Genomic DNA, 14,513 nt, shown 5'->3' on the forward strand with positions numbered 1-14,513 from the left:
CTCATTCCTCCCTCATGTACTGGAAATAAGCGGCACAGCTTCCTTCCGAGGAAACCATGCAAGGACCGACAGGGTGAAGCGGCGTGCATGCTTTGGCAAATAGCGCGCATTCCGGCGGCTCTATCAAGCCACGAATAATTTCCCCGCATCGGCATTTCGTTTTGCGCGGACGTTTTGCTAATACCGAAAACTTCTTTTTCGCATCCCATTGCTCGTACTCCTTGCGAATATCCATTCCGCTATTAGGAATGCTTCCGATTCCTCTCCATGCTTCATCGCATAAAGAAAAATAGTGGTTCATCCAATGTTTCGCGTGCGTATTGCCGTCTTCAGTTACTACGTTTTGGTAGTTGTTCATCACTAAAGGACGTTCCGCCAATGCAAGAAGTAGCAACTGCCGTAAACTGCTAAGCAAATCCACTGCTTCAAAGCCGCTAATCACTGCCGGTAACCGGTATTCTTCTGCTAAAAATTCAAAATGTTTTCGTCCCATTACCATCGACACATGGCCTGGAAGTAAAAAACCATCTAGCGCTAGATCATCATAATCAAGCAAATATCGTAAAATCGGCTCCACGAGTTTTGTCGACATCCACATCGAAAAATTAAGTATTCGTTTTTCTTCCGCCTCTTTTATAGCAGCTGCCAAAATGGGGATCGTTGTTTCAAAGCCGATGCCTAAAAAAATCACTTCTTTTTCAGGATGCTGTTCAGCCACACGAACCGCATCGACCGGTGAATATACGACGCGAATATCGTTTCCTTCTGTTTTTGCCTGCATAAGCGTTCCATCAGAGCCGGGCACTCGCATCATGTCGCCAAACGTACAAATAATCCGATTTTCTCCATCCGTCAAAGAAATCATCGCATCAATAATCGATTGGTCTGTCACACAAACAGGGCAACCAGGACCAGAAATAAGGCGAATATCGTTTTGCAGCGCTTTTTTGACGCCGGTTCTCGCAAGCGCCATCGTATGTGAACCGCATACTTCCATAAACGCTGGAAGACGGTTGAATTTATGTTGGAATTGCTTAGACAACCGAACGACTTCTTTTAGCAATAGTTGGCTAACCGTTTTGTTCATTTGAGGAGTCAGCAATTCTGGCATCGACTAATTTCCTCCATTCTTCTAAACTTGCTTTCGCGTATTGTTCATCGACGATCGACATTGCTTGCCCTGCATGAACGACGACATAGTCTCCCATTTGGACTTCAGGTACAAATAAAATCCCGACATTCATCTGTGAGCCCATGACGTCCACTAATGCCGAAAGCCCATTTATGTCAATCACTTTTGCTGGAACTCCGACGCACATACCTCTCTCTCCCTTCGTTTAGCTGCAATCATTAATTGACCAAGCGCTAGTCCCCCGTCGCTACACGGAACTTTCTGATGTGTGTAGACAGTGAATGCTGCCGCTTGCAACTGCTCTACTAACCGTTTCGTTACATAGCGATTATGCATGCTTCCTCCTGACAGCACAATGCGACGTTCGGACGAACGATGTCGTTTCGCCGCTCGTCGAATCATTTCCACCGACGCGGCGACCACTGTCTCGTGAAACCGTCCTGCCATTTGAACGGGATTTTCGTTTCGGGAAACATCTTCAATAATAGCGAGCCACATATCTGCTAAATCAATTTCTAATAGACGGTTTTCTCGAATAGCGAACGGGTAAGGCTCGTACACATTTTCTTCGTCGATTATCTCGGACAGTCGAATGGCCGCTTCTCCGTCATACATCGGGTGTAAACAAACATGCAAAAAAGCGCTCACTGCATCAAATAACCGTCCACACGTACCAGCTAAAGGAGCGTTTATTCCTTTTTCAATCATGTTTTTTAAAATAGCTATCTCGTATTGTTTATCTGGAAACCGTTGCAACGCGTATTCGTAGCCTTTTTCCCCAAAATAATAACCAAGCATTCCAACAGCTGTACGCCACGGCTCTTTAATGCACTTTTCTCCCCCCGGCAATGGGGTATAAAGTAAATGACCAAGCCGCTCATAATAGCTAGCATCGCCATATAAAAGTTCAAATCCCCATACATTCCCATCTTCTCCATACCCTGTTCCATCTAAAATAAGCCCGAAGCAGCTTTCCTTTAATCCGTTGTCTTCCATGCAAGCTACCATATGGGCGTGATGGTGCTGAACAGGAATGACAGAAACATCCCATTCTTTTACGATATTCCATGTTTCATAATTCGGATGCATATCGACTGCAACAGCGTCTGGTTGGATCCCTAGCCATGTTCGTAAATGTTCATACTCTCGCAGGAAATGATGGATGACATCGATATTTTGTAAATCTCCGATATGCGGTCCAAGAAATAGCTGCTGATTTCTCCCAAAGGCAAAGACGTTTTTTTGTTGCCCGCCTAAAGCAGCCAGCGCATGGACACTTTCTGTTGTAAACAACGGATCGGGGACAAATCCACGTGCCCGTCGCAAAAAGTCAAGGCGTCCGTTTTGCCACTGCACGACCGAATCATCCAACGGATGAACAATCGAACGATTGTGTACAAGAAAGTAATCAGCAATTTCGTTTAATTCGCTAAACGCCTGCGCGTCTTCATATAAAATAGGCATACCAGAACGATTAGCGCTTGTCATTACCAATAGAGGCAACGTTTGTTCGTCTAATAACAAGTGATGCAGTGGGGTATATGGAAGCATAACGCCAACCGTTGTCAATCCTGGTGAAATCGACGGTGCAAGCAGAGTGAACGGCTTCCTCTTTACAATCACAATCGGTGCTTCCGGTGACGTTAACAGCTGCGCTTCTTTCTCGTTTATTTCCCCGATTTGGTTTGCAACCGCTAAATTAGCTGCCATGATTGCTAATGGTCGTGTCGGTCGCTGTTTTCTTTTTCGTAATTGTCGTACAGCTGTTTCGTTTGTTGCATCGCACGCAAGATGATACCCACCTAGTCCTTTTATCGCCACAATCGCTCCTGCCATGAGAAACTCTTGCGCTTTTTCGATTGCTTCCTCTTTCCATGTTTGTCCATGCCGGTCGATAAGCATAACGCTTGGACCGCAAGTAGGGCAAGCGATTGGTTGGGCGTGATGCCGGCGGTTTAATGGGTTTTCGTATTCTTTTTGGCATCGGTTGCACATCGGAAAAGTTTTCATCGATGTATATGGACGATCGTACGGCAATTGTTCGATAATAGTATACCGTGGTCCACATTGCGTACAATTAATGAATGGATAGCGATAACGAAAATCAGCTGGGTCGTTCATTTCCTGTAAACAATCGTCGCACACCGCTGTATCGATAGGGATAACGAGCGAAGATGTTCCTTTTCGCTCGCTTTTTATAATCGAAAACTGTTGCCACCCTTGTGCCGGAATGGCAACAACGTTCCATTCGTCTATGCGAGATAATCGCGGTGCTTCTTGTATTAATGCATGTAAAAATAGCTGTAGCTGTTTTTCCTCCCCTTCCGCTATAATCGTTACGCCATCCATGTTGTTTTGCACCGTTCCTGCAAGGCGATAGCGATGCGCCAATTGAAACACAAACGGGCGAAAGCCAACGCCTTGAACACGACCACGAACCGTGACTTTTATTGCTTTTGCCATTGGGCAATACCCTCTCTAATCCAGCGAAGCCATTGATCCATCCCTTCGCCTGTTTTTGCGGATACCGGCAGCAATAGCGACTGCGGATTGATGCCTATTAAATCTTCTTTTGCTTGTACTATGTCAAAATCAAGGTATGGCAATAAGTCGATTTTGTTTACTAACACAAGCTCTGTCCGCATAAACATCGTCGGATATTTAACGATTTTATCGTTTCCTTCAGGAACGCTTAATACCGCTACTTTATGTTGTTGTCCTAAATCATAGCTCGAAGGACAAACGAGGTTGCCAACGTTTTCAATAAACAACAAGTCGATTTCATCTAACTCAAACTTCGGCAATACGGCAGCAATCATTCTTGCATCTAGATGACAGCCGCCATGCGTATTAATTTGGATTGCTTGTGCCCCGAGAGCGCGGATTCGTTCGGCATCTTTTTCCGTTGCTAAATCCCCCTCGATCACCCCAATCCGAAATTCGCTCGACAGTGCTTCAATCGTTTTTTCTAACAACGTCGTCTTCCCTGCACCAGGTGAACTCATAACGTTAATCACTAACGTTTTTGTTTCTTCAAATAGACGGCGGTTAAACTGTGCCGCTCGATTGTTGTTCGTTAGCACATCGACTTCCAATTCAATTCGCATATAACTAGCTCCCTTCATATGCCAACAGTTGAAACGTTTCACCAGCAATCATTCGCCCGCCCAAAAATTGGCATGACGGACATTGCGCGATGCGCGACGCTGGCTCGTATTCTTGCCCGCAAATGACACAAACAGCTTTCGCTTGCTCGATATGAATAATAAGTTGTGCCGTTTCTGTTAAACGGTTCGTTGGTTGTAGCTTGTAAGCATCAAACGCCATCTCTAACGCTTCCGGCAATACGTTGCTAAGCGTCCCTACTTTCACTTCCACCCGCGTAATCGCATCAATTTTTCGGTTTATAGCATCTTGCTCAAGGAGTTGGACGATTTCCCCCATTAACGCCATCTCGTGCATAAGCATCCCTTTCTAGCCGAACATACCATTCACCGTTTATTTTTTTTGTTGCTAATGGTGACATCGAACATGTTTTTTCTTCAGACGCCCAAGTAAAAGCTCGGTCACAATATAAACAAAGGAAACGATTCTCTGCTTGGATATAGTGCAACATGACGTGACAATGTGGACAAATTGCTTTTCTAGCGTGCATGTAATCTCCTTGTTTATAAATGGCGATTGGTATTTGACGGATGTATTTGATGTCTACCTCATTTTGCCCCTCATACTCTCCGATTGGGTACCAAGCATAATAAACAGATGAAACTGCTTCTTTCATAGCATTTACCTCATCTTCCAATAATGGAGCATAAATCCCTTTAATCGTTTCAAAAAAACTATATGGAATCAGTTTCAAAAACTGCGACCGATTCATTGTGCCTCCCGCCATGTTTGAATTTGTTGAACAACTCGTTTCACTAATTCAGGCAGTTGAACTTGCACAGTTGGCGATAATTGTATTCCAAGCTCTAAGGAAGCGGGCTGGATACCGAACAAAACGATTTGTTTCGGATACGTTTCCCGCATTTTTGCCGCTAATAGCACTTCTTGAAACCCTAGCTGATGAATGGACATTTTAATGCCACAATATGCGGGAATTTCATCGCCGACAAGCTGAATGATTGTTCCTGCCTCTTTTCCTGCGTTAACCGCATCAATAATAATCAAATAATCAGAGTCCTCTACTAATCCTAACAATTTGATTCCATCGGTTGCTCCTTCTACAATGTCAACGTTTTCGAACGAAGAAAGTTGTTCTTCGATGAGTGGCAGTGCATGAATTCCAACTCCTTCATCCGAATAAAGCAAGTTCCCGATGCCAAGGATGGTAATTTTGTTATTGGTCATGCTCGTCACTATTCCTTTCAATCTTATACCCAGTAAAAATCGACGACATCGTTCCGTTTCGTTGCAAATAATCTTCGCGAAATGCCATATAAACATGAACAACGGTAAAAATCATAAACCCCCACGCCACAAGATGATGCCACGAGCGAACAGAAAAGCTATTCCCCCCAAACAAATAAGCAACCCACATAAACATTTTTCCATAAATCGATTCCGGCTGCGGCTCAAACAATAAATAGTAGCCTGTTAACATCATAATAATGGAGCCCATTCCAATAAAAATCCAATAGCTTAATTGGGCGAGCGGATTATGACCGATATAGTGCTTCTTTTTATTTTTCATGAATAAATAATATTTGATTGTTTCCAACGTCTCCTTCCAAAAGGAAAGGCGAAAAGGGTTGGATGTGGCGTGCTCGTTTCCTTTATATACCCAATACCAGCGTACGCCTAAGTTAATCGTAAAAATAAAGGCGACGAAAAAATGAATGTAACGAGCCCAGCCCATTAAATACGAATAGTACGCTTCTTCTTGAATTGCAGCCGACACAAATGGTCGACCGATAAATATACCGGTAATCATTAATAGAAAAATAGAGAGCGCGTTTATCCAATGGAAAATGCGAACAGGCAATTCCCAGACGTATACTTTTACCACTCGATCGTTAATTGGAACGATTTTCGCCCGTTTCGTTTTTTTCCATACAATTTTCATTTTCTCATTTTCTATTTTCGGATTTGTTGGGATCGACATCGTGCATCCCCCTATCCAATGTAAATGTTCGTTGTTTGCTTAGAAACAACATCTGTGACATGCACGGCACATGCTAGGCACGGATCAAACGAATGAATGATTCGTAAAATTTCCAACGGTTTTTCTTTATCAAGCAACGGTGTTCCTTTTAAGGAAGCCTCATACGCCCCAAGTTGATTTTTATGATCGCGCGGAGACGCGTTCCACGTCGTTGGAACGACCGCTTGGTAATTTTTTGTTTTGCCGTTTTCAATTTCAATCCAATGCCCTAGCGATCCGCGAGGTGCTTCAAGCCAACCTACCCCTTTTGCATGCTTCGGCCATGTTTCCGGTTCCCACTTTGTCCGGTCGAACGTAATTTGATCACCGTTTTTAATATTTTTTAGTAGTGCGTCCATATCATCGCGCATCCATTGAGCGACAAGCACGGATTCCAATCCGCGTGCTACTGTTCTTCCTAATGCGGATTTCATCGCTTCCAACGGCCATTGCAATCGTTTTAATGCATCATTGATTAAATGAACAAATTCGTCCCGCTTTAGCGCATAGCCAACAAGCATGCGTGCAAGCGGCCCTGTTTCCATCGGCTGTTCTTTCCAGCGCGGAGATTTGAGCCAGCTATATTTTTCAGCGGTATTTAACGTTTTAAATGGCGGTTTTGGTCCTGTGTAATGAAGTGACGTTTCTCCTTCCCACGGGTGTTTTCCGTTTCCTTTTTCTTTCCCATCATACGTATACCATGAATGGTCAATAAACTCTTTTATTTGTTCTTCGTCTTTTAAATCAACATCGAGTACGTCGTGCAAGTTTCCGTTCAAAATCACTCCACGCGGAAACCGGTAAAGAGAAATGTCACGAATATCACCTGTCGAAAAGTCGCCATAACATAAATAGTTGTTTAATCCACCGCCATATGTCCAATCTTTATAGTACGAGCCGATGGCAAATAAGTCTGGGATATATACTTGGTTTACAAATTCAAGCGCCCCATCAATAATTTGCGATACATGCATCAATCGTTCTGCATGAATGGCATTGTCGCTATTAATATCAATCGGGGTAGCCATTCCTCCGACAACGTAGTGAGGGTGCGGGTTTTTACCGCCGAAAATCGTATGAATTTTGACGATTTCTTTTTGCCAATCGAGCGCTTCTAAATAATGCGCAACCGCTAGTAAATTCACTTCCGGCGGCAATTTGTATGCTTTATGCCCCCAATAGCCGTTCGCGAAAATACCGAGCTGACCGCTTTCCGCTACTTTTTGAATTTTCGTTTGGATGTCTTTAAAATACCCTGGCGACGATTTTGGCCAGCGAGAAATCGACTGCGCAATTCGGCTCGTTTCGTTTGGGTCGGCTTTTAATGCACTTAATACATCGACCCAATCGAAGGCGTGTAAATGGTAAAAATGAACGATATGGTCATGTAGAAAAACAGCAGCGTTCATAATATCGCGAATGAGATGGGCATTTTTTGGAATTTTAATATCAAGCGCATCTTCGACCGCACGAATCGCTGCTAATGCATGGGTAGTAGTACAAACACCGCAAATGCGTTGGACATATGCCCATACATCACGAGGGTCACGATCGCGAACAATTAGTTCAATTCCCCGGACAGCTGTTCCTGAACTAAAGGCATCTTGAATGATGCCACTTTCATTTACATCTACTTCAATGCGCAAATGCCCCTCAATTCTTGTGACCGGGTCAACTACAATCCGCTCTGCCATGTTCACTCCTCCTCCTCGTGCGCTTTCTTTTTAAGCGCAGTAATGGCAGCATGGGCAGCTACTCCTGCCGCGGTGACACCAACCGCAACTGCGCCGATCGTTTCTGGATTAATCGTCGTTTGTGATGCAGGAATTTTCGCGCGACGGACATAAAACGGACCGTTATCCCAAAATCCTTTTTCCGAACAACCGATGCACGGATTTCCTGACTGAATCGGATAACTCACTCCACCGTTCCATCGCATTTCTGCACAAGCGTTGTATGTCGTCGGCCCTTTACAGCCTACTTTGTATAAGCAATATCCTTGCCTTGCTCCTTCGTCATCAAACGATTCGGCGAACAGTCCTGCGTCGAAATAGGCACGACGGTTGCATTTATCGTGAATGCGATGACGATAAAACGCTTTTGGTCTGCCAAGATGGTCTAGTTCTGGAATCGTACCAAATGTGATGATGTGGGCAATGACTCCTGTCATCACTTCTGCAATCGGCGGACAGCCTGGCACTAGTATCACGGGCTTGTCGTTAACAAAATGCGTAATCGGTTTGGCGTTTGTTGGGTTCGGGTATGCTGCAGGAATTCCTCCCCACGACGAACAGCTGCCGTATGCGATAATTGCTTTAGCCCCTTTTGCTGCTTCAATAAACGTCTCTCGTGCGGAAGTACCGCCAACCGTTAAAAAGGCATCATCTGTCGGCAAACTTCCTTCTACTGCCAATATGTACTCTCCTCTATAGTTCTCCATCACGTGCTTTCTTGCTTCTTCGATTTGGTATCCTGACGCAGCCGATAGCGCTTCTGTATATTCGAGTGAAATCATTTGAAAAAGCACGCTTTCTACTTTTGGATGCGTTGAGCGAATGAACGACTCTGAGCAACCAGTACAGTCTTGAAATTGTAACCAAATGACTGGAACGCGTGGGCTTTTTTCCATCGCCGCTACTACTTTATTTGTTTCGGCGAAATCTAACCCGATCGTTGCCGCTAATGCGGTACACATTTTTAAAAAGTCGCGTCTTGTTAATCCGTAGTCTAGGACCGTTTCGAAAATCGTCTTTCGCTCCATGCTACTCCTCCCCTTCCACATGATAACGTTTACAATAAAATAACACATATTTTCCCTTTTTGTTCTTTTTTATGGAAAATGTCATAATTTTTTCTTAACTATATTAACACTGTGTAAATAGTGATAAAGTAAAAAGAACTCATTCCTGAGTTCTTTTCGTCAACTGTTGTATAAATTCATACGTTTTCGGGGCTTTTTCTTTTAAATAGGTGCGTGTTTCGTCGGTATCGTAGTAATACGCAAACGCTTCCGCAAAATATTCTTCTGGATAGTCGAGAAAATAGTAATTATGAGGGAACAGTTTGTTTGCTTCCTCGCGCCAAATAGTTAAAAAGGACGTGGTTGTATGAATATGATGAAAAATAAGATAGTCGATCGAATGGGCAAGTTCGTGCAGCTCTAAGTTGACCGAGCCGTGCCCTTTTCCTTTTTCACTATGGCCGATTTTTACTAAAACGAGATGCGAACCGCCAATTCCTGGAACGTCATCCCATGTTTTAACCATATATCCCCGTGGGGTTTTGCCGCGCAAATACCGAACAGACGGTTCGTCGGTTAACTTTCCAGTAAATAGTTTTATATAAATTTGTTGCTCGGCTACTTTTTTTAATAATGGAGGATCAATATGCGCTAACGTTTGAACGATTTTTTTTACTTCCGCATGGTCAAAAGCGGTATCTGGTACAATGATGATTTGTTGCAATGTTTGCTTTGATGGAAGATTTTCCAATGAAAGCGAACTCGCCCCTAGCAAACTACCATGCGTATTTGGATACGGCGAAAACGAAAGAAGCGGAACAATCACTACAACAAATCCGATACAAATGAGCCATCGTTTCACGGCGTTTCCCACCTTTATGCATGCGCTAGCAACCTATGAATCTCGTTTTTACTATAGCACACGCAAAAAAGGAGGGAAATGCGTAAATTTAGGAAAAGAGCCCGCTTCTTTTTATGTTTTGAATCGCTTGTTTGAGTATTTTTTCGTCTTGAACGAGCGCCATGCGGACAAATCCTTCTCCGTTTCGTCCGAACGCTTCCCCTGGCGTGACGACAACGTTCGCTTTGTCCATTAACGCATATGTAAATGAAAGCGATGTCCATCCTTTTGGAATTTCTGCCCATACAAACATGCTTGCTTTTGGACGCTCAACGTTCCAGCCGATTTCCGCCAAGCCGTCAATAAGCAAATTGCGGCGCGCTTCGTAAATTCGGCGGCTTTCTTCGCAAAAAGCTGCGCCTTTTGTTAATGCTTGAATCGCCGCTTTCTGAACAGGCAAAAACACCCCGTAATCTAAGTTCGATTTAAATTTAGCGAGGATGCGAATAATGTCCGCGTTTCCGCAAGCATACCCGATGCGGCAGCCTGCCATGTTATAGCTTTTCGACAATGAATTGATTTCAACCCCTACCGTTTTCGCTTCCGGTATCGCTAAAAAGCTGATTGGTTTATGACAGTCGTAATACAGTTCGCTATACGCAAAGTCGGACACGACGAGGATGTCGTATCGTTTCGCAAACGCGACGACTTCGCGAAAAAATGATTCGGTTGCTAGTGCTGGCACCGGGTTTCCCGGAAAGTTAATGATCATCATGACTGCTCGTTTCGCAACGTCTTCTGGAATGGCATGAAGGTCAGGAAGAAAGCCATTTTCTTTTCGTAACGGCATCAAATAAGCTTCCGCTTGCGCCATCGCAATTCCCGCTGCATATGCTGGATAACCTGGGTCTGGCACTAAAATAACGTCACCTGGATTCGCAAACGCCATCGGCAAATGAACGAGCCCGTCTTGCGACCCCATTAAACAAACGACTTCTTCGTCGGGATGAAGCGATACCCCATGCGACGTACGATAATAATAGGCAACTGCTTCATGAAACTCGCTCGTTCCAGCGATTGGATAACCGTACGTGTCCGGTTGGCTGGCGTAAAAAGCAAGTGTTTCACGAACAAACGATGGCGGCGGCAAATCTGGGCTGCCGATGCTTAAATCAATCATTTCGTACCCTTCTGAAAGTTTCGACTTTTTATGCGCTGCTAATTCACTAAAGACGGAAGCGCCAAACGCTTCCATGCGCGCTGCTAGTTTCATTTCCAACCCTCTTTCTTTTTCTCGTTTTTTTAGTATATATTATGGATATAGGGGATACTCCCGTTCACATTTATATGATTAGTGTATCATATTTTCGCCGCTCAACAACATGATAGAAAGGCAGGGAGAAAAGATGAATGCGATTTTTTTCGCTGCAAGTCTATTAACGGTTGTTTACTTTATTTATAGTTGTTTCGCCGAATCATAAAAACTCGCAGGCTGGCTGCGAGTTTTTACTGTTTTGTTTTTTTACGGGCGGAATCAAGCGCATATCCCGTTTCCGTTTCGGTCGTCCCTTGCCCTTTAACGTTTGGCGCACTTAAGCCCGTTTTGGATGGGTCTTTTTTTCGATTGGACATCGCCGTCACCTCCGTGCTTAACGTTCCCATTCCTTCCTCTTTCTATTCGTTTGCTACTTCAATCGTCGCAAAATGAAATTTCGCTGTTTTGCGAACGTAGACGGAAAAGCCAAATGCATGAAAGCGCGTGCTTTGCCAATGATCTTTTAATACGATGCGCTTTCGTGCAACCCGCTTTGCTTCGCGAATCACTTCCTCCGTCAACTCGGTGTAAAGCGCAAACGATTTGACGCCTTGAATGCCGTCCGATTCGACAATCGCTTGTTCAAACATCGGGTCAAAATAGACGACATCAAACGAGTGATCTGGAAGAGAAGATAAAAAAGTACGGTGATCGGCAAAAACGACTTGGATGCGCCGCATCGCCTCGTTCATGGCAAGAATCCCCGAATCCCACTGCCGCAGTCCTTGTTCGACTAAATACGCGATATAGCGATTTCCTTCTAGCCCGACGATGTTGCCGCTTTTGCCGACAACCGTGCTTGCGACAATGCTATCGGCGGCAAGTCCGAGCGTACAGTCTAACAACGACATTCCTTCTTGTAATTTGGTCGCTTCTAAAAACGGATCCGACTCGCCGCGCAATATTCGTTTGACGCGAAACGTGGCGGAGTTTGGGTGAAAGAAAAACGATGGCGACCGATCGAGCGGATACATTTCGAGCCTGTTTTTACCGACAACAATAACATCGTCTGCGTATTGCGTTTGAATCGCTTCGACCGACATTTTCTGCCGCGGCACGTACGGAACGGTCAACTCGGCGGCAATTTGTTTTGCTTTTTGAATCATTACGTTGTCCGTTCTTCCTGCTGTCGTGACAATCATGTTTTCCTCCGTGAAAAAAGGATGCCTTTACGACATCCTTATGAACAATGCGCTTCGAATGCGTTCATAATGTTTGCCATTACCGCTTCCATCGAATTTCCTTCGATTTCATGGCGCGGAATAAAATGAACGACTTCTTTTCCTTTTAATAAAGCCATTGACGGCGAAGACGGTTCGATGCCAACAAAATACTCGCGCATTTTTGCCGTCGCCTCCCGGTCTTGTCCGGCAAAGACGGTCACTAAATGATCTGGTTTTTTCTCGCTCTGAAAAATCGCTTGTGTGGCCGCAGGTCGCGCCAATCCGGCCGCGCAGCCGCAGACCGAATTAATGAAAACAAACGTTGTTCCTTGGACGCTTTCCATAAACGATTCGACTTCTTCGCTCGTTTTTAATTCTTGAAATCCAGCACGAACAAGCTCGTCGCGCATCGGCTGCACGAGCTGGCGCATATATTCTTCATAAGCAGACATCCAAATCCCTCCTACAACACTCAGTGAAACAAGCATACTATGCCAACGGGAAAAAATCAATACAAGGAATCAACATAGCTTAATCGTAACAAACTGAAGCGTAATCGGGGCTCCTTTTGGAGGAACGTCTGTTGATTTTAAAAGGAGCATGCCTTCTTGAACTTCATACAATACTTTTGGCTGCAATACCCCGTTAATAAACAAATTAATAAATGACACATCGTTCGGGTTTAATATCCCGCGGTCACCGTATTCTTTTAACTCATCGTCGTTTGTATATACCGTTTTATATCCATCTGATATCGCATTATATTCGTACGTATCCGCCTGTAAAATACAAGAAGGGAATTGCATCGTTACACGAAGTTGGAGAGTAGAAGTCGTCTGAATCCAGTCGTATACTTTTGGCACGGCGATGATATGTTTTTCATACCGATACTTTTTTCTTCCCATCTCAATCACCTAACTTCTCCGGATGAAGGCAAAAACTTTAACGACATCATATGCAAAACCGTACCGTAGTGTGCCATCATTTGAGCAAATAGTCCTTTTTTCTTTATTTAGATAGTTGTCCATGTCGTTTTCCAAAAGAAATCGTATAATGCATTGACGTTATTCATATAAAACATCAAAGAAAGGTGAGAAATAAAATGGCTCTTGAAATTATTAAACTGCTAGTGGATGTGACAACAACAACAGATGTTGTGCCTACTGTCACTCGTTTTTTCTATAAGACAACAGCCGTCGCTCTGCCAGGGTCTACATTAACGATTGACGCTGCGAGTTTTAAAGACGATAACGGAAATGCCGTTGCATCCCTTCCAGCTTTAACTTCTAACAATAGCTACTATAACGTATATATTAACGGTGTTTTGCAAATGAAAGGGATTTCAACATATACCCCGGGCGGTGCAGGCGTCGGTAAACTGCAAATTCAAGTCCCCCCAGGAACGATCTCTATTCTAGTTAACACACCTATTATTTTAGAAGTTGTCCAATTCGCTCCGTCGTCCACAACCACTGTTACCACCTAAACAAATAGCGCAGGATTTTTCCTGCGCCATTTGCCTATTCCATTGCTTCGTCCCACTCTCGGTAAAATTGTTGTAAAAATTGCTCAAGAAATTGATGGCGGTGTTCGGCTAGCTTTTTCGCGCTTTCGGTATTCAGCAAGTCTTTCAACTTCAGCAGTTTTTCATAAAAATGATGGATCGCTGTACTGCGTTCGTGCCGATATTGTTCTTTCGTCATCGTTTCTCGTACAGGGAGCGTTGGGTCGTATAAGAGATGCCCGCGGTTGCCAGCATACATAAACGCACGAGCAATACCGATGGCACCAATTGCATCTAATCGGTCAGCATCTTGCACAACCATCGCCTCTACCGTTTGCGGCGGATGTCCGTGTCCCCCTTTATACGAAACGGTGGAAATAGCGGATACGATATGCTCGCTTTCCGCTCGAGAAAGCGGGAGTTGCCAAAGCCATTGCTGCACCGCCTGCATTCCGCTTTCCTCGCTGCCTGCTATTTTTTCATCGGCGATATCATGAAGAAGCGCCGCCATTTCGACGATAAACAGATCCGCCCCTTCTTGTTTCGCTAAGTAGCACCCTAACCGGCGGACACGTTCGATATGCCACCAATCGTGGCCGCTTGCATCGTCGGCTAGTTTTTCTTTGACAAAATGCTCGGTTTTTCGAATAATCGCTTCTTTTTCCATACAGATTC

The 14,513-nt window shown here is 44.3% G+C and carries 18 protein-coding genes; 1 reads left to right on the forward strand and 17 read right to left on the reverse strand.

All coding sequences use genetic code 11. The features are described from left to right. Window position 1: 1 nt before the first annotated feature. The 16 genes from hypD to GGR02_RS00325 form a co-directional block, all read right to left on the reverse strand. Window positions 2-1,111 carry a hydrogenase formation protein HypD gene (hypD, locus tag GGR02_RS00250; protein ID WP_183182747.1) on the reverse strand — a complete coding sequence of 370 codons (1,110 nt, stop codon included), beginning with the start codon at window positions 1,109-1,111 and terminating at the stop codon, window positions 2-4. Further along, a complete protein-coding gene (locus GGR02_RS00255) occupies window positions 1,071-1,319 on the reverse strand; it encodes a HypC/HybG/HupF family hydrogenase formation chaperone (RefSeq protein ID WP_183182748.1) in 249 nt (82 codons plus the stop codon). The genes hypD and GGR02_RS00255 overlap by 41 nt, the downstream gene beginning before the upstream one ends. After that, a complete protein-coding gene (gene hypF / locus GGR02_RS00260) occupies window positions 1,292-3,595 on the reverse strand; it encodes a carbamoyltransferase HypF (RefSeq protein WP_183182749.1) in 2,304 nt (767 codons plus the stop codon). Before hypF ends, GGR02_RS00255 begins: the two co-directional genes overlap by 28 nt. Beyond that, window positions 3,580-4,239, reverse strand: coding sequence for a hydrogenase nickel incorporation protein HypB (gene hypB / locus GGR02_RS00265; RefSeq protein ID WP_183182750.1), 660 nt, complete (start codon window positions 4,237-4,239; stop codon window positions 3,580-3,582). Before hypB ends, hypF begins: the two co-directional genes overlap by 16 nt. 4 nt (window positions 4,240-4,243) lie before the next feature. Then, a complete protein-coding gene (locus GGR02_RS00270; protein WP_183182751.1) occupies window positions 4,244-4,594 on the reverse strand; it encodes a hydrogenase maturation nickel metallochaperone HypA/HybF in 351 nt (116 codons plus the stop codon). After that, window positions 4,551-5,009 (reverse strand): 2Fe-2S ferredoxin, encoded by a 459-nt coding sequence (locus GGR02_RS00275; RefSeq protein ID WP_183182752.1) that lies wholly within the window; start codon window positions 5,007-5,009, stop codon window positions 4,551-4,553. The genes GGR02_RS00270 and GGR02_RS00275 overlap by 44 nt, the downstream gene beginning before the upstream one ends. Then, a complete protein-coding gene (locus GGR02_RS00280; protein ID WP_183182753.1) occupies window positions 5,006-5,482 on the reverse strand; it encodes a HyaD/HybD family hydrogenase maturation endopeptidase in 477 nt (158 codons plus the stop codon). The genes GGR02_RS00275 and GGR02_RS00280 overlap by 4 nt, the downstream gene beginning before the upstream one ends. After that, on the reverse strand, window positions 5,472-6,236 hold the full coding sequence (gene cybH / locus GGR02_RS00285) for a Ni/Fe-hydrogenase, b-type cytochrome subunit (protein WP_183182754.1): 765 nt from the start codon (window positions 6,234-6,236) through the stop codon (window positions 5,472-5,474). Before cybH ends, GGR02_RS00280 begins: the two co-directional genes overlap by 11 nt. 11 nt (window positions 6,237-6,247) lie before the next feature. Beyond that, entirely contained in the window at window positions 6,248-7,969 is a 1,722-nt protein-coding gene (locus tag GGR02_RS00290) for a nickel-dependent hydrogenase large subunit (protein WP_183182755.1), read from the reverse strand. A gap of 2 nt (window positions 7,970-7,971) precedes the next feature. Further along, window positions 7,972-9,036 (reverse strand): hydrogenase small subunit, encoded by a 1,065-nt coding sequence (locus GGR02_RS00295; protein WP_183182756.1) that lies wholly within the window; start codon window positions 9,034-9,036, stop codon window positions 7,972-7,974. A 139-nt stretch (window positions 9,037-9,175) separates the two neighbouring features. Continuing rightward, window positions 9,176-9,877 carry an anthrax toxin lethal factor-related metalloendopeptidase gene (locus tag GGR02_RS00300; RefSeq protein ID WP_183182757.1) on the reverse strand — a complete coding sequence of 234 codons (702 nt, stop codon included), beginning with the start codon at window positions 9,875-9,877 and terminating at the stop codon, window positions 9,176-9,178. An 88-nt stretch (window positions 9,878-9,965) separates the two neighbouring features. After that, entirely contained in the window at window positions 9,966-11,135 is a 1,170-nt protein-coding gene (locus GGR02_RS00305; RefSeq protein ID WP_183182758.1) for an LL-diaminopimelate aminotransferase, read from the reverse strand. A gap of 227 nt (window positions 11,136-11,362) precedes the next feature. After that, entirely contained in the window at window positions 11,363-11,488 is a 126-nt protein-coding gene (locus tag GGR02_RS00310; RefSeq protein WP_183182936.1) for a YuzL family protein, read from the reverse strand. Window positions 11,489-11,530: 42 nt separating this feature from the next. Then, window positions 11,531-12,313 (reverse strand): class I SAM-dependent methyltransferase, encoded by a 783-nt coding sequence (locus GGR02_RS00315; protein WP_183182759.1) that lies wholly within the window; start codon window positions 12,311-12,313, stop codon window positions 11,531-11,533. A 38-nt stretch (window positions 12,314-12,351) separates the two neighbouring features. Next, the gene (locus GGR02_RS00320) at window positions 12,352-12,786 is read right to left on the reverse strand and encodes a BrxA/BrxB family bacilliredoxin (protein ID WP_183182760.1); all 435 of its coding nucleotides are present in this window, start codon (window positions 12,784-12,786) and stop codon (window positions 12,352-12,354) included. A gap of 69 nt (window positions 12,787-12,855) precedes the next feature. Beyond that, on the reverse strand, window positions 12,856-13,239 hold the full coding sequence (locus GGR02_RS00325) for a DUF4183 domain-containing protein (RefSeq protein WP_183182761.1): 384 nt from the start codon (window positions 13,237-13,239) through the stop codon (window positions 12,856-12,858). Window positions 13,240-13,436: 197 nt separating this feature from the next. Between GGR02_RS00325 and GGR02_RS00330 the strand changes: the two genes are divergently transcribed. Continuing rightward, window positions 13,437-13,820 (forward strand): DUF4183 domain-containing protein, encoded by a 384-nt coding sequence (locus GGR02_RS00330; protein ID WP_183182762.1) that lies wholly within the window; start codon window positions 13,437-13,439, stop codon window positions 13,818-13,820. Between the two features lie 34 nt (window positions 13,821-13,854). Here the strand turns inward: GGR02_RS00330 and GGR02_RS00335 are convergent, their stop codons facing one another. After that, entirely contained in the window at window positions 13,855-14,505 is a 651-nt protein-coding gene (locus tag GGR02_RS00335) for an HD domain-containing protein (protein ID WP_183182763.1), read from the reverse strand. Window positions 14,506-14,513: the final 8 nt, after the last annotated feature.

Source organism: Anoxybacteroides voinovskiense (genome assembly GCF_014196205.1).
Taxonomy (GTDB): domain Bacteria; phylum Bacillota; class Bacilli; order Bacillales; family Anoxybacillaceae; genus Anoxybacteroides; species Anoxybacteroides voinovskiense.